Source organism: Pedobacter cryoconitis, assembly GCF_003259615.1.
Taxonomy (GTDB): domain Bacteria; phylum Bacteroidota; class Bacteroidia; order Sphingobacteriales; family Sphingobacteriaceae; genus Pedobacter; species Pedobacter cryoconitis.
Genome location: NZ_QLLR01000002.1, coordinates 428,498 through 452,530, shown reverse-complemented (window position 1 = coordinate 452,530; position 24,033 = coordinate 428,498). Strand labels below are relative to the sequence as shown.

Here is a 24,033-nt window from a genome sequence, read left to right as displayed (position 1 = left end):
ATTAACCAAATAGAGCACAAACATGAAAAAATATATCATTGCCGCACTGTTGCTGTTCGCATTCAAGGCACAATCACAATATATACTGAAAGAGGCAGACAAGCAATTTGATCTTTATAACTATAGTAAAGCCGTTAAACTTTATGCTGCGGCTTATGAAAAGAAACAGACGGCATATAGCGCTTCCCGTCTGGCGGAAAGTTATAGAAAGTATTTTAATTATACGGAGGCCGAAAAATGGTATGCCATCGTGGTTGCCATGCCGGATGCAGTACCTGAAAACCGGTTGCAATATGCAAAGGTGCTTCAGAATAACGAAAAGTATGATGCGGCAAAAGAGCAGTTTAAACAGTATATGGCTACATCGAATACGACTGACCCCAGGCTCTTGCAAAATTGGATCGCATCTTGTGATTCAGCGAAATTGTGGATGCAGAACCCGGCAGACGTGAAAATTAACAGCGAGTCTTCTTTGAACTCTGCTGCCTCAGACTGGGCTCCTGTAAGTTATCAGAACGGCGTTGTTTTTACATCAGACAGGGAGTTCACAGCAGATCGTGTTATCGGCAAAAAGCATCGGCCATTTCTGAAGTTTGATGGGAGAATGATAGTGCCTGGTGATCAAATTTATCTTTGGACGGGCAGAAACTATAATCACCTTTATTTTAAGGGAGAGAGTGATAGTTTGATCTTGTTCCCGCTTGATCCTGGTACGAATTACCATGTTGGTACATCGAGTTTTACCGCTGCAGGTGATGAGGTTTTCTTCACCTTAACGCGGATACCATCAACGATTAAAAAGTATGAAAAAATCACTACAATCAACGTAGAGATCTATTCCAGCCAGAAGAATAGTGCAGAGAAATGGTCAAAACCTATTCCTGTTCCGTTCAATAAGGTTGCTGATTATTCCGTGGGCGATCCGTTTATCACAAAGAAGGGGGATACATTATATTTTTCTTCTAATATGCCTGGTGGTCTTGGAGGTACAGATCTTTACAGGGCTGTAAAAAATAATTCTGGTGAATGGGGTGCGCCACAGAATTTGACTGAACTGAACACGGCGGGCAATGAAAGGAGTCCTGTCTTTGATCATTCAGGTAATTTTTATTTTGCGAGTGATGGCAGGGTTGGAATGGGGGGGCTTGACATCTTCAAATGTATCAACTTTGGCAAAGCAAACAGCGTTGTGAAAAACCTCAAATATCCCATCAACTCATCAAAAGATGATTTTGCTTTTTCGGCAGGGAATGATGTTCAATATTTCTCTTCAAACCGTGACGGCGGACGCGGAGCAGACGACATCTATAGTATGAAGATAGCGCAGAAGAAACCTGAAGTTATCATTACACCAGTTATTGTTGCTGATCCTGAACCGAAAATACCAGTAGAAGGGATCGGTGAAGATGAAATCGTACTTAAGCCAATCTATTATAATTTCGATAAATACAATATCAGACCTGAAGCGGCCAAAGAACTGGATAGGTTAGTGGCCATAATGGATGAAAATCCGGACATTGACATTATACTAGGTTCTCATACAGACAGCAGGGGTGTTGATGTATACAACCTTTGGTTATCACAGAAACGTGCAGAATCTGCAGTCGCCTATCTCGCCGCAAATGGTATCGCTAAATCAAGGCTTACCGCAAAGGGATATGGGGAAACAAGGTTAGTGAACCGTTGTGCGAACGGGGTGAGTTGTAGTTTAAAAGAGCATCAGGCAAATAGAAGGACTGAATTCAAGATCAGGAAAAACGATTAAATCAGTAATTGCATTTACATAAGCATAGTATACCGTTTTAAATGAACAGGCACTTTTTGGTTAGGTGCCTATTCATTTATAAGAAGAGTTAGGTACATTAATGAAAAAATCCAATAATTAACTAGCCGATGCATCTTATTTTATATAGTCATGAAATAGTGTATTCTTAAGAAGTCATATTATGGGTGATAATTCTATCTTTCTTTTAAACAATTATCAACACATCTCATTAGATCATGGTCGGTAAATGGCTTAATCAGATAATTCATAACACCCATGGAATTGGCTTTTAGTATTTCAGAATTTTCTGATTTTGCTGTAGAAAATATAAATGGAATATCTTTTGTTTTTTGTTGTATTCTGAGAGAATCATAAACGGTATAGCCGTCCATATCACACATCACGATGTCACAAATGACCAAATCTGGTATATGAAGGTTAGCTAAACTGACACCCATACCACCGCACGACGCAGCCAATACATGATAACCTTCAAGTTCAAGTATTTTTGCAATACTTTCTCTTATATCTTCATTATCCTCAATCAACAAAATTACTTTTTTTAGAATCATGTTTTATATTTTAGGAATGTGAAGTTCAGATCTGATAATATTTACGAACTTGATGCGAAATTTTGAAAAGAACAAATTATTTGATTCACAAAATAAAGAGGCTGGAAAAAGATAAAGAAGAAGTTACTGATTTTTTATTGAAGTAGAAAGAAATGAACAATTAAAGGCCTGCTTAAGTCGTATTGTCCTGACTGAATTAAAATATTGACTATCATTTGTTTATGTGACCACTGTCATGTTTCTTATTGTTTTTTTTTCTAAAATTTGTTAGGTGGTTCATAGAAACTAAATAATATATATCATGAAAAAGATCCTGGTACCAACTGATTTTTCTGTGCCGGCCGAAAATGCAGCACGATATGCTGTGCAATTGGCAAAAGTGTTAAATGCTGATATTTTACTGTGTAATGCAATTAAAGCACCGGCTGACACACCTATTGTGGCTCAGGTAGCATGGCCTTTAATGGATTACCCTACTTTAAAGGAAGAAGTTACAAGTGATCTGGATGTATTAGTTCAAAAATTATGTGCTTCGACTAATTTGGATAATAATCAAAGTGTATGCCCACGGATAGCTTATGAAAGTGCCAAAGGGACTGTTCATGAGGTAGTAAGTACTTTGGTCAAAGAACGAGAAATAGATTTGGTGGTGATGGGAATGGCTGGCGCTGGTGGGGTAATTCAATTTCTACTAGGCAGTAACAGCAAGGAAATGATTGAAAAGGCAGATTTTCCTATTTTACTCGTTCCTTATGTAGCTGGTTTTAAGAAAATAAGAAAAATTGTATTTGCGACAAATTTGGATATACATGAATTAGGCCCTTTGAAATCATTGATTAATCTGGCCACATTACTGGATGCTGAAATCACCATTACTCATATCACCTATAAAGAAATTGAGATAGATAGCAAGCAGCAGTATAAAACGGAGGCGTATATGAATGATGTTGTTGCGAAAATAGATCATCCTAAAGTTAAGTATGAAAAAGTTTGGAACACGGATTTTGATAGTGGATTGAATTGGATTATTGATCAGCAGGAAATAGATATGGTAGCTATAGTTCACCATCGGCATCATATTCTGGAAAGGATATTTAGCGGAAGTCATACCCAAAGACTTTCGAGGCATACTGAAATACCGCTTTTGGTATTTCCGCCAGATGAAGAAAATTAAAAACACTAATTCAAAAATAGATGGAAACACTAATTAAGTTATCCGCGCGTTCGCTTGAATATTACATTAACGCTAAAAGATGGAATACTGACCTTGAATTTTATAAGGATGAAATTGATTTTCTGAATAAATTACTTAAAGAAAATTTTATACATCTGACGAATTCCAAAAGAAATGTTGTAATTATTCACCTGATAGGTAAACTGGCTGAGCTAGTTAATGAGAAACATCAGGTCAAAGAATTACTGGATCATCAACTTAAAGACCTGGAGCTTTTAGCCGAAGATTTGTTTATTGAAAGTAAAGAAGCTATTGCAGGTAAACAGGCTCATTTAGAATATTTGATAAGAGATTTGGTAAATGAATACCGGGAAATAAAAAAAAGCATTTTTGTGTTGCTGGATCGAATTCTGACCGACGACGAGTTAAAAGTTAATTAATTCGTCAAAGATGGGCAGAAAAAAGATGCGTGATATAATGTTGGGCAGCTCAGGAATAATAGGAAGGGCCTGTATTATCCTGAAACTGTAAAAAGGGTTTATACACAGGCTAATTATAGACTTTTATGGGTACTGCCAGATACTGTGAAAAATCATACATGGGCTATGTTGATGCTGGACTGTGTTTTGCAATTTGGATTAAATCATGCAGATTTTCATCCGGAAAAAATACTATTTGACAAGTTGCATAGTTGATTGATCATTATGATACTATCAGTTATACGGATAAGGCAAAGGTCGATCCGCTATTAACAGATGCCATGATTGCTTTTATAAATCAGTGGCATTATGGAAAACTAAATCCAGATTATCCGGCGGTAAAAATTGATAGAGGGGGCGGTTTTAATGCTGGTCATGCTCTTCAGGAACAGATGCAGGCCTTTAGTAATGGAAATATACTCGTTGAAAACGCGGAAAAACCCGCCGTGTTATTTTTGAAAAATGAAGATGATATTTCTACAATTGCCTTGATGTATAAAGCTATTAAAAATGGGGAAACTAAGACTTTCAAGCTAAAAAAACAATACTTATAAAGGCCACTTATATTACCAGCGAGGTAAAAGATGGAGTCATAATTAATTATCCGGACTTATATAATCTTGACAACTCCCTGGAAAAGGCCTTATATGCTATTAATCCAATTTTAATAATTACTAAGTGATGGGATTTATTCTGAAATATGAAAAAGGTAAAAGCCATATCTGAAAAAAACTTCTTAAAGAAGAGCTGGATCGGGAATTTTAACCAGGTAAAATTAATAATGGAGATTTTTGGTTTCTGATTAATCTCTTAGCGCTGCTTTCATGAAATAGCTTCCATAAAAAAGAATGTGTTTTATGGACTATTACAAGGAGATCGGCATGGGTTTCTTCTTCAAATTCTATCAGATCCTGAACAATATTCTTTCCCTGTATGTTTTTAAAAGATATTTTTTTGAAGGTCAGCTTGCCCATTTCCTGAATGAATTCAGATAGATGGTATTCTTCATTAAAATCAATTACGATTGGAGTTGGGGGCGAGATATGACAGACGTGAATATGAGATTTAAACAAATCTGCTTTTTCTGTTAAAAGCTTTAATTGTTTCATATCTTCAATTGTAAGGTCAGTTGCAAAGATTGTAGTTTTTACAGCTTCAGTTAGTGCTTTTTCAGAGATCAACAGCACAGGGCAATTACTTTTGTTGACAATAGTATTGATGCAGCCACCGAATAGGAATTCGTTACCTTGGTGATGACGGCCCCCCATAATCACCATCATTATATTTTTCTCCTTTTTGATTAAAGTTGCTAAGGAGGAGAAAGAGTGATCTTCATCCATAATTGTTATATCTGGTATTACTGAGATATCAGTGTCCCTTTTTAAAATAGACTCGAGTCTTATTTTTTCAATTTTAAGGCTATCGATACTTTGCTGTTTTGCGCTATCGTCATATTCAATTGGAAAAGGGGTTTCTGTTGAAGATAGTATTGTAGGCGTAGGATAAATATTGCACAATACAATATCCATCTTCATCTTGATGGCCAGATTCAATGCGGATTCTGCCGCATTTTTAGCGTATTTGGAAAAATCAGTTAAAACTAAAATACTTTTCTTGTTTATCTTTTTCATATTAACTGGTAAAATTGCAGTTGTTATTTTGATAATCAGCCAGTATTTTATTTTCTGATTTCTGAGTACCTAGTTCATGAATAAAGCAGGTGAAAACTTTCCTTCCTCTGTTTTCAAACTTACTTGTTGCTAATTGAAAGGGGAAAATTGTGCCGTCTTTTCTTAAACCATTTACTTGAAATGTAATACCTGTAATATCGGGGATTATTCTGGGTAAATAGCGTTGCCTGTAACTCAGACAATCCAATTTATTTGTACAGGGCATAAATGCCGAAATGTTTTTTCCAATTGCTTCTTCCGGTGTATAACCGAAAATCTTGCAGGCCGCTGGATTTACAGATTCAATCTTTCCAATAAAATCTACAGTAATAATGCCATCTATTGCATTATTAAGTATGCTAATTAATGCCAGGTTGTCCATTGTATTTAATTTAAAATATGTTAACGGATATAAAATTATAAGATTATTTAATGTTGTAACATGATGATTATCAGTGATAAAAATGAGTGTCGTCACTTTTTTTTATTCGAAGCAGAGCGAGCTTAGTAAGCAGTTAACATGATTATGAAAAGTAAGCTGTCCACCTATATTTTATGTTTGAATTCAGGCTCTTCGAGTTTAAAGTTTAGTCTTTATGATCCTGTTTCCAGGCAAATGGAAATCACTGGGGTAATGAGTGCTATAGGAACTGTAAATGGATTATTTAAAGTCAGTGACAGTCGTGGCACTTCACTGAAAAATGAAATTGGGTTGTTTAAGGATGTACCTACAGCAGTTGAATCGTTAACTGAATGGCTGGATGAAAATCAAAGTAAATATCCATTTACTGCCATAGGTCATAGAGTGGTGCAAGGAGGACCAGCTCACAGGGCACCCGAAATGCTGACTGAACAACTATTGGTAACCTTAAAGCAGTTCATATTCCTTGCGCCTAACCACTTACCAGAGGAGCTTGCGATAATTCATACATTTCTGGAAAAGTTTAGAAATCTGCCACAGGTTATTTGTTTTGATACTTTTTTTCACCGTAATATGCCCTTTTGTGGCCATCACTATGCTTTACCACCAAAGTATACCAGTAAAGACCTGATCCGATATGGATTTCACGGTCTGTCCTATGAATATATTATGCTGTGGCTTAGTGAAAAGCATTTACCAGTAAAAAGCAAAAAGATTATCATTGCTCATTTAGGGAATGGAGCGAGCCTGGCTGCTGTGAAAAACGGAATTTCTATAGATACTACAATGGGGGTGAGCCCAATGGGAGGACTTGTGATGAGTACCAGGAGTGGAGACCTTGATCCTGGAGCCCTTTTGTTCTTAATCAAAAAAAATAAACTTTCTATAGATGAATTAGAGGAGCTGTTAAGTAAGCAATCTGGATTGAAGGCAATTGCCGGGACAGGTGATATAAAGGAATTATTGGAAACTGAACATTTTAATAGTGCCGCTGCCAACGCATTGACCCTGTTTTGCTATACCATAAGAAAACAAATAGGAGCATTAACAGCTGCTATGGGTGGCTTGGATATTCTCGTATTTACAGGAGGAATAGGAGAGAATTCGGCTATTATCCGTAGCCGGATTTGTAAAGAGCTTGGTTTTTTCGGAATAGAATTAGACAGCAGGTTAAATCTTTGTAGCCGTGAAGTTATTTCCTCAGAAAAAAGCCGGGTTCTGGTTCATGTAATTAAAACAAATGAAGAACTGGTCATTGCCAGGCATACTCAAAATATGGTCAAACTAAATAATTAATCATCATGAATATAATTTCTGATCAAACCATTGAAAAAATGCATGCCTACTGGCAGGCAGCCAATTTTCTTGCTGCCGGACAAATCTACCTTCAGGATAATCCTTTATTAACAAGCCCATTAAAATCAGAAGATATTAAACCTCGTTTACTCGGTCACTGGGGAACTTCTCCGGGGCTAAACCTCATTTACGTTCATCTCAACAGGTTGATTAAAGAAACAGATGCTGACATCTTGTATGTCTGTGGCCCCGGACACGGAGCTCCTGCGATAGTGGCAAATACTTATCTGGAAGGTACATATACAGAAGTTTATCCAGCAATTACACAGGACAAAACCGGAATGAAGCAATTATTCAGGCAATTTTCTACTCCAGGGGGGATTCCAAGTCACGTAAGTGCACACACACCGGGGTCAATTCATGAGGGTGGGGAGCTGGGGTATGCACTTTCACATGCATTTGGTGCTGCTTTTGACAATCCAGAATTGATTGTAGCTTGTGTGGTGGGCGATGGGGAGGCGGAAACAGGTCCCCTGGCAGGCAGCTGGAGTGGAGCGTCATTTTTAAACCCGATGAGAGATGGAGCGGTATTGCCAATCCTCCATTTAAACGGATATAAGATATCTGGCCCGACAGTATTGGCCCGTAAAAATAATGAAGCCTTAACTCAGTTATTCAAAGGGCACGGATATGAAGTGTTTTTTGTGGAGGGAAATGATCCTCTGACTGTGCATCGCCAGTTTGCAGAAGTACTTGATGAGGTATATCGCAAAATTAGACTCATCCAGCAAAATGCAAGGATCAGGGGGACATTTAACGATATCTATTGGCCAATGATTGTTTTGAGAACTCCAAAAGGCTGGACAGGCCCTAAAGAATGGAATCATGTCCCTATAGAGGATACCTTCCGCTCACATCAGGTTCCTTTAGCTGGTGTTAAAGAAGATCCTGGGAAATTAAAATTGCTGGAAGAATGGATGCTGAGTTATCAACCGGAAAAGTTATTTAATCAGGATGGCCGGCTTATCCCCGAACTTGCTGCTTTGGCTCCATCAGGCAATAAAAGGATGAGTGCGTCTGCCTATAGTAATGGTGGCCTTTTACTGAAAGAATTAATTTTACCGGATTTTAAGGACTATGCACTCCCAATTTCAGCACCTGGAAAGATAGAGGCAGAAAGTACCCGGAATTTAGGCCGTTTTATAAGAGACATTTTTAAACTGAATGAGGAAAGAAAAAACTTCAGACTATTCTGTCCGGATGAAACTACTTCTAATCGGTTAGAAGCAGTATTTCAGGTTACTAAGCGATGTTTCATGGAGCAAATTATTGATAAAGATGAAAATCTCTCCCGGGATGGCCGGGTGATGGAGGTGCTAAGCGAACATCTTTGTGAAGGCTGGCTGGAAGGGTATCTGTTAACAGGCAGACATGGTGTTTTTCCTTGTTATGAAGCATTTGTGACTATTGTGGATTCTATGTTCAGTCAATATGCCAAGTGGATTAAAACTTCAAAGGAATTATCCTGGCGCAAACCAGTGGCTTCATTGAATTACCTGTTAACATCACATGTATGGAGACAAGATAACAATGGATACAGTCATCAGGGGCCGGGATTTATTGATACTGTGGCAAATAAAAAGAATACAGTGATCCGTATCTATTTGCCACCTGATGCAAATACACTTTTATCTGTAATGGATCATTGTTTTCGCAGTAAAGATTTTGTGAATGTAATTATAGCTGGCAAACAACCTGAATTGCAGTGGTTAACAATAGAAGAAGCGGTTGAACATTGTAAAGCAGGGGCATCTGAATGGAAATGGGCGGGTAATGCAGGAAAAGAAGCTCCTGATGTAATATTAGGTTGTGCAGGAGATGTTCCTACGCTTGAAACAGTTGCTGCGGCAAGTCTTTTGCATGAACATTTGCCAGAATTAAAAGTACGTTTGATTAATGTAGTTGATCTGATGTCTTTATCGCCGGTGGCTTATCATCCTCATGGCATGAGTGAAGAAGTTTTCGAATCACTATTTTCTAATACTACCCCGGTAATTTTCGCTTTTCATGGTTATGTACGTATTATTCACGATCTGGTACATGGACGGCCAGATCCTGCAAGGTTTCATGTTAGAGGGTATATGGAAGAAGGAACGACAACTACGCCATTCGATATGGTCGTGCTGAATCAAATGAGCCGTTATCATCTGGCAATGGAAGCTGTAAAAAGAGTTCCTCATTTCCATCAGCAGGCAGATTCGTTTATTGCTTATTGTGAAGGTAAACTAAAAGAACATAAAAACTATATCTGTACTTACCTGGATGATATGCCCGAAATAAAGAATTGGAAATGGAAGGATAAGGTAATTATTGAAAACTAATTCAGCGAACACTAAGTTGTTTTAACACCGAAAAGATAGCCTACAGCAGCGGTCATTAACATCGCTGCTGTTCCCCAAAAACAAATCCGGATAACAGCTTTGCTAATAGAGGATCCGCCTGCTTTCGCTGCAACAATTGCAGAAATAGCTAAAAATACAATCGAAAAACTATATTGACAAATGACCATCAGGTGAAGTGGTGCGAAAATGGACACCAGCATCGGGAGCATTCCGCCCGTGATAAATGAGCCTGCCGAAGCTAAAGCAGCTTGCATTGGTTTTGCCTGGGTAATCTCATTGATGCCGAGTTCATCTCTCGCATGTGCACCTAAAGCGTCATGCGCAGTGAGCTGTGTAGCAACCTGTAAGGCCAGATTTTCTTCCAGACCCCTCTGCTGGTAAAGTTTGGCTAATTCCTTCAGTTCAATTTCGGGCATCTTTTCCAATTCCATTTTTTCCCTTTTCAAATCGGCTGTTTCAATATCCGATTGTGAACTCACAGAAACGTATTCTCCGGCAGCCATAGACAACGCTCCGGCAACCAGCCCTGCTAAGGCAGCCAATACAATTGGTTCCCGTGTGGTACTCGCTGCTGCAATGCCAATGGCCAGACTGGTTGTAGAAAGAATACCGTCATTTGCGCCTAAAACGGCTGCTCTTAACCAACCGCTTCTATTGGTGTAATGTTCTTCAAGTTCCATATTATGTTTTTCCTCCGTTAATCATGTCTGATACAATCCCTTTGCTTTCTTTCCGTTCTGCCAGCAGTATACCAATGATATGTACCAAGATAAAGATCAGGATTAAATACATACAAAAACCATGAAATCCTTTAATGCTGTCACTTCTATTAAAGATCTCCGGAAATTAAGTACTTTTCGTTTGAATCCTATTGATATAGCTGTTCTTGATGTATTAAGTAAGGGGATGACTTTTAATTACTTAAATGAGCTGTTTGCTGATAGTGTCCGGAGCAAAGACTTACTATACCGATGAACAACGACTATATGTGTGATGACTTATTCTATCACACCTAAGTGATTTGTCTTGCCCAGCTATCTTCTTCAATAGCACGAGGTAAACACTGCAACGTACTGTATTTATTAATGTTTATTTAACATTGCAGGTAATCTCTATCATGCTTTTTTAATGTAAGTTTGGTTGATTAAAGCAACATAGTTGTATTTGATCTTTATAATCCAGAACTTACTATGAAGACTTTATCAGGGACTATCTTTCAAGATGTCAATAATAAAAAACTTTTAATCAGAAATACTTTCAGGGTGGCTATATTATCTGTTTTATTTTTGGGTACAAATACTTTTAAAGCGAATTGTCTAAATAAACCTCCGCATGTTGTGATTGGATATATTGCGGGATATGATGGTTTAATCGATATGAATATGATTAAATCAGAAAAATTGACGCACCTTAATTATGCGTTTGCTAATATTAAGAACAATAGAATCAATTTGAAAAATGCAGCTACAGATACCGTCAACTTAAAAAAGCTTGGTACATTAAAAATTAAAAATCCTGATTTGAAGATCCTTATATCAATTGGGGGATGGACCTTTAGTAATAATTTTTCAGATATGGCACTTGCAGATACTTCCAGAAAGGCATTTGCCAGGAGTGCTGTTGCATTTGTAGAGAAATATAAACTTGATGGAGTTGACATTGACTGGGAGTTTCCGGGGCTGCCCGGTGCAGGTAACATCCACAGACCTGAAGACAAACAAAATTTCACCTTATTGCTAAAAGCTTTTAAAGAAGAATTAAATGATGCGGAGAAGCGAATTAAGAAAAAACTTGTATTAACTATTGCGGCTGATTGTTCCAAAGACTTTCTGGAGCATACAGAAATGTATAAGGCACAGGCATACCTGGATTATATTGACTTAATGGCTTATGATTTTCTAAACGAACTTCCCGGAAAAACCTGTCATCAGGCACCGCTATTTCCCTCCAAAACTTTAAATAACAATAATTCTGTTTTAAAATCGGTGCAGGAATATTTAAAAGAAGGTATACTTCCCGGAAAAATAGTCTTGGGAATACCTTTTTATGGTCACCTTTATCAACTCAAATCTGGTGCACGCAGCGTTGTCGGAGCGGAGCTTAAATCTGCTGCTGGAACCAAAGGATTTACTGATATACAAGACAGTCTAATCAATTCAGGAAAATTCCAATACCATAAAGACAGAACTGCCAAAGCTGCATACTTATTCAGTCCCCAAAATCAACAGTTTGTTACTTTCGAGGACGAATGGTCGATCAGGCATAAATGCAAATATGTTAAGGATCATAGACTAGCAGGGGTGATGTTCTGGGAATATAGTAACGATGAAAAAGGAATTCTTTTGCAGGAGATTAATCGAAAACTAAAATTCCGTTAGTGATCAGAATGATGAAAATATGGCTGCAAAGCCCTGGCTAAATTTTATGTGTTTGTCGTTTGATTTCTTTTGAATTCGCTTGGCTTTATTCCATACTTTGATTTAAAGACTGTAGAAAAATAATTTGGGGAAGAAAAGCCAACCATATAGGTGATTTCTGCTATACTATATCTTTCATTGGTCAATAAGTATCTTGCCTTTTTCAACCTTCTATTTAGTATGTAATCATTGACACTGCAATCTAGTAAAGCTTTTATCTTTCTATATAACTGAACTCTGGAAACACCTAAAGTTTTACTGATCTGCTCAACACTGAAGTTTTCATTTCCCAGGTTCTGTTCTACAAGACCAGAAAAATCATTGATAAATTTCTTATCCAGACTTTTGGAAATAGGCTGTTTAGCAATTGAACTAATGTCGCTTGTATAGTGCGACTTTAACAACAATCGATTTTTTAGCAGGTTTCTGACATTAGCCAGGAGATAATTGTAGTTAAATGGTTTTATAATATAGGCGTCTGCCATGCTTTCAATACCATTTATCTGCTGTTCCAGGCTATCTTGGGCCGTTAACAGAATGATTGGGATATGTGAGGTACGGACATCGGATTTAAGTTTTTCTGAAATTTGTCTTCCTGAAAGATCGGGAAGGACAACATCACAGATAATCAGATCTGGTACTTGCTCATATGCCGAAGTAATACCGCTTTCTCCTGTGTTAGCGATGAATATTTCATACTCATCGTCAAATTTCTCTCCCAGATAATATAGCAGGTCGGAATTGTCCTCAATAATTAATATAGACTGTTCTTTTAGTTGTCTGAGCGCGTCACTGTTTTTTTGTTCTTTGCGCTCCTCTAAATCTGTTGTATAAATTCTTGCATTTTCGTGAAGTTCCTCTTTGAGTAACGGTTGAACGGATTTTTCTTTTGCGCTGAAATGATCTTCACCCATTAATAATTTTATAGTAAAGGTAGTACCATACCATTTTTTACTTTCTACTACCAAATCTCCGTGTTGAAGTTTCATCAGTTCTTTGGATAAGGAGAGGCCTAATCCGGAGCCTCTTGCAGAATTTGACTCGGCCTGATAAAAATGTTCAAATATATGATTAACCTCTTCAGGCTCCATTCCGGTTCCATTATCTTTAACTTCTATGGTTATAAAACGGTCCTGACGCTTGATCGTTAAATGTATTGTTCCATTTGCAGTGGTAAATTTAAGGGCATTGGATAACAGATTAAAGATGACCTTGTCTAACATATTTGCATCAAACCATATAACGATGTCTTTTTCCGTTGAGATCAGCCTGAGGTCTATATTTCTTTTTTTTGCGCTGTGCTGAAAACTTTCCAGAATTTCATTGATAAAGTCGACCAGATTGTTTGCTGATGCCTTTATTCTCATTTTATCAAGTTCTATTTTTCGATATTCGATCAGCTGATTAATGAGCCTGAGCAATCTGAATACATTTTTATGAATCAATTTTAGGTTTTGCCCGGCAAGTGCATTTATTTTTTCATTTTTAATCAGATCTTCCAGGGGCGAAAGTATCAATGTTAATGGGGTACGGAATTCATGCGAAATATTCGTAAAGAAATTGAGTTTGGCTTCAGTAGCTGTTTTTGCTTTTTCTGACATTTCTATCAGCTGGTTACGCTGATTTAAAATCTCCACGTTATTGGCCTCCAGTTTTTTATTGATCTTCCTGTTTTCCTGAAGGGAAAAGAAAGCTAAACCACCAAATACAAAAGAAAGTACCAGCGCAATCACTATAATATTTAAAATAAACTGCTGGTTATCAAAAAGTGACCTTTGCTCTTCTAATAATGTCTGTTGGCGTTCAATATCCTGCTGTTGGCTGCTGAATTTATTCCACTGCATTTTCATCAGTTGAACATTTGATGAATCAATAACCAATGAAGGCAGTATGTTTTCTTTATCAAAAGATGTTTTGTTCAGTATTTTGAAAGCAGTTGAAATAGCCTCTTTACCGCCGGTAGGGTATAACATGCTCGCATTAATTACTTTACTGTCAATCATCTGGAGTCCACCACCAGCTCCGGGCAGTGCATCTATACCAATAATTTTAATTCTTTTTGTTAAGCCAAGCTGATGGAGTACCTCTTTTGCTCCTGAGGCCATTTGGTCATTATGCGCAAAAATAAGGTCTGTATAAGGAAGTGCTTCTTTAAATTTCAAGAGCTGTTTTTCTGAGTTGGGCTTTAGCCAGTCTCCATAAATTTGTGCAGAGATCCTGATCCCTTTGAATCTTTCCAGCCCTTTTGAAAATCCTTTTTGCCGCTCAATTGCAGGAGAAGATCCCGGCAGCCCCATAATTTCAATAATATTTCCCTTTCCGGCAAGTAAAGAGCCTACATATTCACCAGCCATCTTACCGATCTGATAATTATCCGCGCCAACATAGGCGGTATAAGAGGATGAAGATATTTTACGATCAATGATAATCACAGGAATACCTTTATTATAGGCCTGTTCTACGATAGGCGTAAGAGGGTTGGCCTCATTCGGAGAGATAATGAGGATGTCTATTCCTTTGTCAAGCATTTCTTTAACCTGTGAAACCTGCCTTTCGCTGCTGTTGTTAGCATCCCTGTAAATTAATTTAGCGTCGGGATGAAGTGAAAGTTCCATTTTCATTTCTTCCAGCATGGTTCTTCGCCATAGATCAGAGCCTACACATTGAGAAAATGCAATGACATATTGCGCATCTTTCTTTTTCTTTTTTCCGCATGATAAAAGGAGGGTACTCAGCAAGACTAAAATAAATATTCTGGTAAGCAAGAGATGTTTTTGAAGCATAGTTATCAGTTGATATGAACTGGATTTCCCAGCGCAAAATTTATTTGGTTAGATCCTGCTTTTAAGAATTTCTATTAAAGATAGAAAAAATAGAAGTGCTGTAGAAGATAAGTAGCTGTGACACGAGAGAAGACTTTGAAGATGATGTATCAAAAGTATAACATGAATGTTTCAAAAACATAAGTCTGAATTTTATTTAACGCTGTCTTGTGTTTAAGTATTTGAATATCAGAGTTTTGTTTATTGTTGATAATTTGTATGTTTTTGAAACAAATTTGATGTTAATGACCTGTGGTTTTAGGCACCTTACACTCCATAACCATTATATAAACTCTTTATGAAAAAACATTCCGTCCTGGCTTGGTCCATGGTCGTAGCCCTTGGCGGCTTCCTGTTCGGATTTGATACTGCTGTGATTTCTGGTGCAGAGAAATCAATTCAGCAATTCTGGAATCTTTCTGCTTTTGCTCACGGCCTTACTATCTCTATTGCACTTATAGGAACTGTTATTGGTTCTCTTATTGGTTCAAAACCCTCAGATCATTTTGGAAGAAAAAATACTTTATACTTTGTTGCGGCAGCTTATCTGCTCTCTTCGCTGGGAACTGCCTTAGCAGATAACTGGCATGTATTTTTAGCATTTAGATTTCTGGGAGGATTGGGCGTAGGGATTTCTTCAGTTACTGCACCCATATATATATCAGAAGTTTCCCCCGCACATCGCAGAGGCAGATTGGTAGGCTTGTTTCAGTTCAATGTTGTTCTTGGAATCCTGATCTCTTATCTTTCAAACTATCTTTTAAGCCAGGGAGGAGAAGCATCCTGGAGATGGATGCTAGGTGTGCAGGCGTTCCCTTCAATTATATTTTTGGTACTGATTTATTTTATTCCGGAAAGTCCCCGCTGGTTAATCCTTAAAAGAGGAGCTACAGAAAAGGCGCTGGAAATCCTCAGAATCATCAATCCGCTAAACTGTAATGAAGAGCTTGCTTCAATCCAAAAATCCGGTTTAGACATTGAGCATAATAAATCAGCAGATGGGCTTTTTTCTGGTAAGTATAACAAACCAGTCATACTCGCTGTTTTATTTGCCTTTTTCAACCAGGTTTCGGGCATTAATGCGATTATTTACTATGCGCCAAGAATATTTGAAATGGCCGGTCTGGGTGCACATTCTTCACTGCTTTCTACGGTGGGTATTGGTATGGTCAATTTCATATTTACATTGCTGGCCATCAATATTATTGATAAAGTAGGCAGAAGAACACTCATGTTAATCGGATCTATTGGATTGATTGTTTCATTGGCACTAATTGCATTTACTTTTTTAGGCGAAAAATCCAGTGGGTTTCAAATTCCAATATATGTGATGCTTTTTATTGCTTTTTTTGCTTTTTCGCAAGGTGCAGTAATCTGGGTCTTCATTTCGGAGATCTTCCCAAACCAGGTACGTGCAAAGGGGCAGACTCTGGGAAGTTCTACCCATTGGGTCATGGCAGCATTGATTGCATTCTGTTTTCCTTATCTGGCAGAATCCTTTGGCGGGGCTAATATCTTTTTCTTCTTCTGTGCGATGATGGTGTTACAGTTAATATTTGTCTGGAGAATGATGCCTGAAACAAAAGGTCAGTCTTTGGAGCAGATAGAAACTGGAATTGTAATGCATTAACAAATTAAACAATAAAAAATATGATTACATCGGCAATTTGTTTTGGCGAAATTTTATGGGATGTGCTACCAGATGGTCCTCAGCCGGGAGGTGCTCCACTTAATGTGGCATACCATCTCAATAAACTTGGCGTTTCAACGAGCATCATCAGCAAGATTGGCAATGATGAAAACGGAGAGAAGCTGGTAAACTTGCTTGACAACTGGGGGATGAATAAAAAACTTCTGCAGCGCGATGCTTCATATCCTACAAGTGAGGTTATTGCACGTATGGGAGCCAGCAATGAAGTTTCTTATGAAATCGTTTTTCCGGTAGCCTGGGATTTTATCGATCATCACACAGAAATAAGTAATGCATTAACTGCCTCCACGTATTTTGTCTATGGGAGCCTTGCATCAAGAAATGAACTTTCCAGGAAGACCTTGTTCAAGTTCCTCGATAGCGATTCAATTAAGGTACTTGATATTAATCTTCGACCTCCTTTTTTCAATAAGAAACTTCTGGAAGAATTGATGGAGCGGGCAGACATTATCAAGTTTAATGAATCTGAATTGCATATGGCACAAATTCTTTTTGGAGGAAGTTTTAAAAATGAAGCAGAGCAGGTAAAGTTTATACAGGAACGTTTCAAAATTCCAGAGGTTATTGTCACCAAAGGGGAGTTTGGCGCTTCTTATCATAAAAGTGAAGATTCATACCACGGCTGGGGCCCGGTGATTGAGGTGAATGATACTATTGGTAGCGGAGATTCCTTTCTTGCCGCTTTTATTGCTAATCACCAAAGAGGGATAGCCCCGAAAACTATTATAAAAAATGCAATTGCAATGGGGGCTTTTATAGCAACAAAAAAAGGGGGGTGCCCTAAATATAAAATAGAAGATTACCAAAATTTTATTACAGAGATATTTTAACAAACGAGCAATCACTAACCAAATTATAAATCTTATGAGAAAATTTTACCTCACCTGGCTTTTTGTCCTGGTGGCGATTGGCTTGGCATTGGGCCAGACCAAATCTGTCAGCGGAGTCGTTACCGATAGCGAGTCCGTTCCCCTGGAAGCAGTTACTGTTGTTATAGTCGGTACACAGAAAATTACAAGGACCGATGCTAATGGTGCATTTAGAATCGAAGTAACTGCAGGGCAGTCTTTACGGTTTATTTATATCGGTGCCGATCCATTAACCTATCCGATAAATGCAGAATCTGCCAATTTAAAGATCAAATTAGGTATTTCGATCAACAAGCTCAACGAGGTTGTGGTAACAGGTTATCAAAAAGAACGCAAGAAAGATATAACCGGCGCAGTAAATGTTGTTGATGTTGCTAAAATTAAGGATATTCCATCTGGAAATGCAATGAAGTCACTTCAAGGCCGGGTACCTGGCGTACTGATTACGACAGATGGTTCACCAACTGGGCAGGCAGTTGTCAGAATTCGTGGAATTGGTACTTTAGGTAACAACGATCCCTTATATGTTATAGATGGCATTCCAACCAAAAATGGTATGGAGCAGCTCAATCAAAGCGATATAGAATCTATTCAAGTACTTAAAGATGCATCGTCAGCCACCATATATGGCTCAAGAGCTGCAAATGGAGTCATTATTATTACGACAAAGAAGGCAAAGAAGGGCTATTCCAAGGTAGATTTTAATGCATCTGCTTCCATCCAGAATTATGCGACGAAATTAAAAACCCTGAATGCAGAAGAAAGAGGAAGAGCTTACTGGCAAGCCTCTGTCAATGATAAGGTCAATCCTAATAACAACCAGATCTATCAATATGACTGGAATAATAATTTTAACAACCCGGTATTAAACAGCGTAATTTTTCCAGAATACATTGATGCTGCTAAAACTATGAAGTCTGCAGATACGCACTGGTTTGATGAAATTTCTCAAAATTCAATCATTCAGTCTTATGATGCCACAGTTTCCAATGGCGGAGAAAAGGGAAACAGCCTTTTTTCAATTGGTTATTATGATAACAAAGGGATTGTCAGGAAATCAAGAAGCCAGAAATATACCGCCAGGTTTAATTCTGATTATAATTACTTAAATAACAAACTGAAAGTTGGTGAGAATTTTTCGGTGAGCTACATTAAAAATGCACTTATTCCATCGAGCGATATTCTTTTCGCCTCGCTTGTTCAACAGCCTGTTGTTCCTGTACATACGGTAACAGGTGGTTGGGGAGGTCCTGCTGCAGGGATGACCGACAGACAGAATCCTGTAAGGCTAATTGAGGACAATACACAGAATAGCGCTAATTTCTTCAGGCTTTTCGGAAATGTATATGCAGATTACCAGCTTATTCCAGGCTTAAACTTCAGAACCAATTTTGGAGTAGATTATAATGGTACTTACCAGAGGTTACTTAAAAAATCCTATACTTCTGGCTTTTTATCTGATCCGGCTAACCAGGTGAGCAATTCTCAAGCCTACCAGGGTAATGTGATCTGGCAGAATACTTTAAATTATAAGGTTACCCGTGAAAAACATAATTTTGAAGTCTTGCTTGGCCAGGAATACATTAAAAACATTAACCAGGAATTCTCTGCAAGCAGACAAGGCCTTGCATTGGAAAATATTGATTATGCCTATCTTAATGCAGGCACAACGAATACGCTGAATGGTGGGAGTGGTGCAGGAAACACATTATTATCTTATTTCGGAAAAGCCAATTACAGTTATAACGATAGATACATCGCGTCTGTTACCTTAAGAAGAGATGGGTCTTCACGTTTCGGTAAAGAAAACCGTTATGGAATATTTCCTGCATTCTCGCTGGGCTGGAGATTGAGTGAGGAGAAATTTATAAAGGATCTTGATCTGTTCTCTGATCTGAAACTTAGATACGGCTGGGGCCGTTCAGGAAATCAGGAAATTCCAAACAATGCAACGCTTTCCCTGTATTCAGCTATTTATGGTACCGATCCAACATGGGATTTTGACGGTGGTACGGCATATGATATTAAAGGGGCAGGTACTGGTCAGCTTCCTTCGGGCTTTACTTCAATCCAGCAAGGGAATGACAAGCTGAAATGGGAATCATTGAAAGAGTCTAATTTTGGTGTTGACTTTGGACTTTGGAACAATAAGGTTACCGGATCAATTGATTATTTTATCAAAAAGACATCAGATATCCTGATCAGTCCAGCTTACCTGGCTGTACTTGGTGATGGTGGTAACAGCTATAGCAACGGTGCTTCAATGCAAAATAAGGGTCTTGATGCGATCATTAGCTATGAAGATAAAATTGGAAGTGACTTTGGTTTCAATCTGACTGGTAATTTTTCTCTCTATAGAAATAAGGTAACTTATTTACCTAAGGATGTTTTAGCTTCCTATAAGGGAAATGGCACAGATAAAAATGTACTTGGAAGGCCCATCAATTCTTACTTTGGTTATGTCGCAGATGGGTTGTTTACCTCTCAGGCAGAAGTGGATGCCTATGCCAGTCAGCCAGGAAAAGGGTTGGGTCGGATTAAATACAAGGATCTGAATGGCGATGGCGTAATTAATGATCTGGACCGGGATTTTATTGGCAGTAACAGTCCTAAATTCACTTACGGCTTAAACGTATCACTTACCTATAAAAACTTTGACATGAGTTTTTTCCTTCAGGCAGTAAACGTAGATGTGATGAACGAGTTTAAGACCTATACTGATTTTTCTTCGTTATGGACCGGAACCAACTGGGGAAGCAGAACGCTTGATGCCTGGACGCCAGCTAATCCAAATTCTACTATACCTGCTTTAACGCTGGTAGACCGTAACAATGAAGGCAGATCTTCAACTTACTTCATTGAAAACGGTTCCTACCTGAAGTTGAGAAATCTGCAGATTGGTTTTAACCTTAAAAAGGCATTGAATATGAAAATACAGAATCTCAGGGTATATATTCAGGGCAGTAATTTATTCACTATTAAAAGCAAGTCATTTACAGGAACGGACCCGGAAATTCCAAATTACGGATTTCCAGTACCCATTGTTGGAACTATTGGCTTAAATATCACCTTATAAAATCTTAGCTATAAAGAAGATGAAGAAAATATTCTACCTACTTGTTTTTTCCTGCATGATCCTTTCTTCATGTGAAAAAGCACTGGACGAACCAGCGCAAGGCGTGGTTTCAGGAGATGATCTCAGTACTCCGGAAAATATTGATAAAATGGTGATAGCGGCCTATTCCGCTCTTGGCAATGACCATTATACCTCACCCTATTCTAGTATGTGGCCTTATGGAAGTGTACGCGGTGGTGATACTTACAAAGGTGGTGATGGCCCCGGAGATCTTTCCGAGTTCCATTTGTTCGAAACCTTTTCATTGAACAGACCGGATAATGCACTTCTTGACCAATTATGGTTCAGGTTGTATATCGGCGTTGGAAGAGCGAATGATGCCCTGATAAAAATGGATGCCGTGGCCGAAAGTGCTTATCCGAATAAAGTACAACGCCAGGCAGAACTGCGATTTTTAAGGGGACATTTTTATTTCCTGCTAAAGATTCTTTTTAAATACGTGCCTTATATTGACCAGAATACAAAAAAAGCTGACTATGCAACCATCTCGAATAAAGCATTGAGCAATGATGCCCTCTGGACCAAAATTGCTGATGATTTTAGAGCTGCGGCAAAAGACCTGCCTGTAGATCAGGGAGATCAGGGAAGAGTAAGCAAAAATGCAGCAAAGGCCTATTTGGCGAAAGTTCTGCTGTATCAGGCTTATGTACAGGGAGAGAATAATAGCGTGAGCGGAATTGATGCTGCTAAATTAAATGAAGTGAATACACTGTGTGATGAGGTAATTGCTTCTGGTAAATTCAGCTTGAATACTGATTATGCCAGCAACTTTCTGTCAGCAGGCGACAATAAACCGGAATCTGTATTTGCTATTCAATACTCAAAAGATGATGGTACACCAAAAGGCAGGTTAGATTATGGGCATGCTTTGAACTATCCAATGAACCAGGAATACGGATGTTGTGGTTTTAATATTCCGAGTCATGATTTGATTAATGCTTTTAAAACAGATCCCAATGGATTGCCGTTGTTTACTAGCTATAATAATACTGATGCAGCAGCAGCTTTGGATTTTCAAACCAGCTCATTTGATCCGCGTTTAGATCATACGGTAGCCAAACCAGGTGCACCATTTAAATATAAGCCTGCTTTTGTTTTTCAGCGTTCCTGGGCACGTGCTCCTGCAATTTATGATGCCTTTGCCAGTATGAAAGAAGCTGTGCTGCCTGATGATCCATCTTTTCAAAAAGTTCCGCCGTTTATTGGCAGCTCTAAAAACTGGGCGGTTATCCGTTACGCAGATGTATTACTGTGGAAAGCTGAAGCACTCATCGAGTTAAACAGGCCTTTTGAAGCTGTACCACTGATCAATCAGGTTAGAAGCAGGGCTAATGCAAGTAAAACCCTGCTAAAAAATGCCAGTGGAAATGCAACTTCCAATTATAATATACAGCTTTACCAACCAGGGGTGAATTGTAACTGGACACCTGAATATGCACGGCAGGCCCTGAGGTTTGAAAGAAGACTGGAATTTGCTACAGAGGGTTATCATTTCTTTGATTTGGTGAGATGGGGAATGGCTTCCCAGACGATGAATGCTTATTTCAATATTGAAAAATCTAGGGTTGCACACCTTGGTGATGCCAGATTTACAGCCGGCAGAGATGAATACTTTCCTATTCCTTTAAATCAGATTAACTTTAGCGGCGGTGTATACAAACAAAATAATGGCTGGTAGTCAGCTCAATGTTCAGAAGTATTACGCCGAACATTTAAATTAATTTACATTAAGCAATCTTTATCATATGAAAATCAGCCATATATTACCCTTGCTACTTTTATCCTTTGCTACGATTTCAACTCAATCTATAGCTCAATCTGTTCAGCAAGAAGAATACAGACCGCAGTTCCATTTCTCTCCAAAAGCCCATTGGATGAATGATCCAAACGGAATGGTTTATTACAATGGGACTTATCATCTTTTCTTTCAATATTATCCTGATGGTACCACATGGGGGCCAATGCATTGGGGGCACGCCACCACCCACAATTTTTTGAAGTGGGAGGAGAAACCTATTGCACTTTATCCGGATAGCTTAGGGATGATATTTTCTGGTAGTATCGTTGTTGATCAGCACAATACAGCAGGTTTTGGAGAAAATGCTTTCATTGCCATATTTACGCATCACAATCAAAAGATAGAGGAGGCTAAAACAGGACTGCACCAGTATCAAAGTATTGCATATAGTAATGATGAAGGAAAAACCTGGACAAAATATAAAGGAAATCCTGTGCTTCCAAATCCCGGGATAAGCGATTTCAGAGATCCAAAAGTAATGTGGTATGAGGCCGGCAAAAAATGGATCATGACCCTGGCTACAAAAGACAGGATAACTTTCTATTCCTCAGCAAATTTAAAGGACTGGAAAAGAGAAAGTGATTTTGGTGCAAATCTTGGTGCACATGGAGGAGTATGGGAATGCCCGGACCTTTTTCCACTGGAACATAATGGCAAAACCGTTTGGGTACTTTTAGTCAGTATCAATCCCGGAGGGCCAAATGGAGGGTCAGCGACACAATATTTCACAGGTGATTTTGACGGCAATAAGTTTGTACCAGGTTCCAAAGCAGAGAAATGGATAGATTATGGAACAGACAACTATGCTGGCGTAACCTGGTCAAATACTGGGAAACGAAAAATCTTTATTGGCTGGATGAACAACTGGCAATATGCAAATGTGGTACCCACAAAGAACTGGAGAGGTGCGACAACAATTGCCAGAGATCTGTCTCTGGAGGAGAAAGCAGGTGATTTTTACTTGCGGTCTGTCCCGGTAAAAGAAATGAATGCACAGCTCAGACCAGTTTATAAAAAACAAGCTTTAACGCTCCATAAGGAAATTGAGCTGTCTGCTTATGCTAAAGATCTCCATGGAAGGTTAAAGCTGGACTTTACCTTTAATACGACTAAAAGTATTCAGGTTGTGCTGAGTAATAAAGAAGGACAAAAGCTGCTGGTTGGTTATGATCATCAAACAAAAACATACTATATTGACAGAACTCATTCTGGAGCTGCTGACTTTGAAAAAGGGTTCGCAAAGAAGCACAGTGCGCCAAGAATAGCTACCTCAATAAATGCCAGAATCAGCCTGATACTGGATGTGGCTTCAGCAGAACTTTTTGCGGATGATGGTTTAACAGTGATGACTGATATATTTTTCCCTAAAAGCTTAATCAACGGAATTAAGTTATCCGGAAATGGAAATCAAAAAATAAATAACGTTGTTATCTCAGCAATACCTTCTTTTAAATAGGTAAGATCTCTGCTTCCGGCAGTAAAAATACAACTCAATCAGCAA

Annotated in this window: 18 protein-coding genes; 13 read left to right on the top strand and 5 right to left on the bottom strand. The window is 38.4% G+C overall.

Annotated elements, in window-relative coordinates:
* The first annotated feature begins 22 nt into the window (after positions 1-22).
* Positions 23-1,765: an OmpA family protein gene (locus LY11_RS04870; protein ID WP_111632588.1), complete on the top strand. Its 1,743-nt coding sequence runs from the start codon at positions 23-25 to the stop codon at positions 1,763-1,765.
* Between the two features lie 194 nt (positions 1,766-1,959).
* On the opposite strand, the gene LY11_RS04865 is transcribed toward LY11_RS04870, so the two are convergent.
* Positions 1,960-2,337 (bottom strand): response regulator, encoded by a 378-nt coding sequence (locus tag LY11_RS04865; protein ID WP_111632587.1) that lies wholly within the window; start codon positions 2,335-2,337, stop codon positions 1,960-1,962.
* Positions 2,338-2,638: 301 nt separating this feature from the next.
* Between LY11_RS04865 and LY11_RS04860 the strand changes: the two genes are divergently transcribed.
* The 3 genes from LY11_RS04860 (at position 2,639) to LY11_RS04850 (ending at position 4,544) form a co-directional block, all read left to right on the top strand.
* Positions 2,639-3,511, top strand: a complete 873-nt coding sequence (locus LY11_RS04860; RefSeq protein ID WP_111632586.1) for a universal stress protein — start codon at positions 2,639-2,641, stop codon at positions 3,509-3,511.
* Between the two features lie 20 nt (positions 3,512-3,531).
* Positions 3,532-3,951: a hypothetical protein gene (locus LY11_RS04855; RefSeq protein ID WP_111632585.1), complete on the top strand. Its 420-nt coding sequence runs from the start codon at positions 3,532-3,534 to the stop codon at positions 3,949-3,951.
* Positions 3,952-4,202: 251 nt separating this feature from the next.
* Positions 4,203-4,544, top strand: a complete 342-nt coding sequence (locus LY11_RS04850) for a hypothetical protein (RefSeq protein WP_111632584.1) — start codon at positions 4,203-4,205, stop codon at positions 4,542-4,544.
* Positions 4,545-4,751: 207 nt separating this feature from the next.
* Here LY11_RS04850 and LY11_RS04845 read toward each other — a convergent pair whose 3' ends face one another.
* Positions 4,752-5,621: a universal stress protein gene (locus LY11_RS04845; RefSeq protein WP_111632583.1), complete on the bottom strand. Its 870-nt coding sequence runs from the start codon at positions 5,619-5,621 to the stop codon at positions 4,752-4,754.
* Between the two features lies 1 nt (position 5,622).
* Positions 5,623-6,042, bottom strand: a complete 420-nt coding sequence (locus LY11_RS04840; protein ID WP_111632582.1) for a PAS domain S-box protein — start codon at positions 6,040-6,042, stop codon at positions 5,623-5,625.
* Between the two features lie 144 nt (positions 6,043-6,186).
* Between LY11_RS04840 and LY11_RS04835 the strand changes: the two genes are divergently transcribed.
* Positions 6,187-7,377, top strand: coding sequence for an acetate/propionate family kinase (locus LY11_RS04835; RefSeq protein WP_111632664.1), 1,191 nt, complete (start codon positions 6,187-6,189; stop codon positions 7,375-7,377).
* Positions 7,378-7,382: 5 nt separating this feature from the next.
* The gene (locus LY11_RS04830) at positions 7,383-9,758 is read left to right on the top strand and encodes a phosphoketolase family protein (protein WP_111632581.1); all 2,376 of its coding nucleotides are present in this window, start codon (positions 7,383-7,385) and stop codon (positions 9,756-9,758) included.
* Positions 9,759-9,769: 11 nt separating this feature from the next.
* On the opposite strand, the gene LY11_RS04825 is transcribed toward LY11_RS04830, so the two are convergent.
* A complete protein-coding gene (locus LY11_RS04825; RefSeq protein ID WP_111632580.1) occupies positions 9,770-10,459 on the bottom strand; it encodes a VIT1/CCC1 transporter family protein in 690 nt (229 codons plus the stop codon).
* 121 nt (positions 10,460-10,580) lie between these two features.
* Here LY11_RS04825 and LY11_RS26650 point away from each other — a divergent pair, with 121 nt between their 5' ends.
* Both LY11_RS26650 and LY11_RS04815 read left to right on the top strand, forming a co-directional pair.
* Positions 10,581-10,754: a hypothetical protein gene (locus tag LY11_RS26650; RefSeq protein ID WP_170132627.1), complete on the top strand. Its 174-nt coding sequence runs from the start codon at positions 10,581-10,583 to the stop codon at positions 10,752-10,754.
* Between the two features lie 215 nt (positions 10,755-10,969).
* A complete protein-coding gene (locus tag LY11_RS04815) occupies positions 10,970-12,157 on the top strand; it encodes a glycoside hydrolase family 18 protein (RefSeq protein WP_111632578.1) in 1,188 nt (395 codons plus the stop codon).
* A 44-nt stretch (positions 12,158-12,201) separates the two neighbouring features.
* On the opposite strand, the gene LY11_RS04810 is transcribed toward LY11_RS04815, so the two are convergent.
* The gene (locus LY11_RS04810; RefSeq protein ID WP_111632577.1) at positions 12,202-14,979 is read right to left on the bottom strand and encodes a hybrid sensor histidine kinase/response regulator transcription factor; all 2,778 of its coding nucleotides are present in this window, start codon (positions 14,977-14,979) and stop codon (positions 12,202-12,204) included.
* A 337-nt stretch (positions 14,980-15,316) separates the two neighbouring features.
* Here LY11_RS04810 and LY11_RS04805 point away from each other — a divergent pair, with 337 nt between their 5' ends.
* The 5 genes from LY11_RS04805 to LY11_RS04785 all read left to right on the top strand — a co-directional run bounded on the left by LY11_RS04805 (position 15,317) and on the right by LY11_RS04785 (position 23,988).
* Positions 15,317-16,648, top strand: a complete 1,332-nt coding sequence (locus LY11_RS04805) for a sugar porter family MFS transporter (protein ID WP_111632576.1) — start codon at positions 15,317-15,319, stop codon at positions 16,646-16,648.
* Between the two features lie 20 nt (positions 16,649-16,668).
* Positions 16,669-17,559, top strand: coding sequence for a carbohydrate kinase family protein (locus LY11_RS04800; RefSeq protein WP_111632575.1), 891 nt, complete (start codon positions 16,669-16,671; stop codon positions 17,557-17,559).
* A gap of 34 nt (positions 17,560-17,593) precedes the next feature.
* Positions 17,594-20,674, top strand: coding sequence for a SusC/RagA family TonB-linked outer membrane protein (locus tag LY11_RS04795; RefSeq protein WP_111632574.1), 3,081 nt, complete (start codon positions 17,594-17,596; stop codon positions 20,672-20,674).
* A gap of 19 nt (positions 20,675-20,693) precedes the next feature.
* Positions 20,694-22,412, top strand: a complete 1,719-nt coding sequence (locus tag LY11_RS04790) for a RagB/SusD family nutrient uptake outer membrane protein (protein WP_111632573.1) — start codon at positions 20,694-20,696, stop codon at positions 22,410-22,412.
* 67 nt (positions 22,413-22,479) lie between these two features.
* Positions 22,480-23,988 (top strand): glycoside hydrolase family 32 protein, encoded by a 1,509-nt coding sequence (locus tag LY11_RS04785; RefSeq protein WP_111632572.1) that lies wholly within the window; start codon positions 22,480-22,482, stop codon positions 23,986-23,988.
* The last annotated feature ends 45 nt before the right edge of the window (positions 23,989-24,033 follow it).

What these genes read in the sequence shown, in the direction of transcription:
- LY11_RS04830 (WP_111632581.1), top strand. Translation starts at nt 7,383, where the DNA reads ATGAATATAATTTCTGATCAAACCATTGAAAAAATGCATGCCTACTGG.
- LY11_RS04845 (WP_111632583.1), bottom strand. Translation starts at nt 5,621, where the DNA reads ATGAAAAAGATAAACAAGAAAAGTATTTTAGTTTTAACTGATTTTTCC.
- LY11_RS04865 (WP_111632587.1), bottom strand. Translation starts at nt 2,337, where the DNA reads ATGATTCTAAAAAAAGTAATTTTGTTGATTGAGGATAATGAAGATATA.
- LY11_RS04870 (WP_111632588.1), top strand. Translation starts at nt 23, where the DNA reads ATGAAAAAATATATCATTGCCGCACTGTTGCTGTTCGCATTCAAGGCA.
- LY11_RS04800 (WP_111632575.1), top strand. Translation starts at nt 16,669, where the DNA reads ATGATTACATCGGCAATTTGTTTTGGCGAAATTTTATGGGATGTGCTA.
- LY11_RS04840 (WP_111632582.1), bottom strand. Translation starts at nt 6,042, where the DNA reads ATGGACAACCTGGCATTAATTAGCATACTTAATAATGCAATAGATGGC.
- LY11_RS04805 (WP_111632576.1), top strand. Translation starts at nt 15,317, where the DNA reads ATGAAAAAACATTCCGTCCTGGCTTGGTCCATGGTCGTAGCCCTTGGC.
- LY11_RS04795 (WP_111632574.1), top strand. Translation starts at nt 17,594, where the DNA reads ATGAGAAAATTTTACCTCACCTGGCTTTTTGTCCTGGTGGCGATTGGC.
- LY11_RS04790 (WP_111632573.1), top strand. Translation starts at nt 20,694, where the DNA reads ATGAAGAAAATATTCTACCTACTTGTTTTTTCCTGCATGATCCTTTCT.
- LY11_RS04825 (WP_111632580.1), bottom strand. Translation starts at nt 10,459, where the DNA reads ATGGAACTTGAAGAACATTACACCAATAGAAGCGGTTGGTTAAGAGCA.
- LY11_RS04860 (WP_111632586.1), top strand. Translation starts at nt 2,639, where the DNA reads ATGAAAAAGATCCTGGTACCAACTGATTTTTCTGTGCCGGCCGAAAAT.
- LY11_RS04785 (WP_111632572.1), top strand. Translation starts at nt 22,480, where the DNA reads ATGAAAATCAGCCATATATTACCCTTGCTACTTTTATCCTTTGCTACG.
- LY11_RS04855 (WP_111632585.1), top strand. Translation starts at nt 3,532, where the DNA reads ATGGAAACACTAATTAAGTTATCCGCGCGTTCGCTTGAATATTACATT.
- LY11_RS04835 (WP_111632664.1), top strand. Translation starts at nt 6,187, where the DNA reads ATGAAAAGTAAGCTGTCCACCTATATTTTATGTTTGAATTCAGGCTCT.
- LY11_RS04810 (WP_111632577.1), bottom strand. Translation starts at nt 14,979, where the DNA reads ATGCTTCAAAAACATCTCTTGCTTACCAGAATATTTATTTTAGTCTTG.
- LY11_RS04815 (WP_111632578.1), top strand. Translation starts at nt 10,970, where the DNA reads ATGAAGACTTTATCAGGGACTATCTTTCAAGATGTCAATAATAAAAAA.
- LY11_RS26650 (WP_170132627.1), top strand. Translation starts at nt 10,581, where the DNA reads ATGAAATCCTTTAATGCTGTCACTTCTATTAAAGATCTCCGGAAATTA.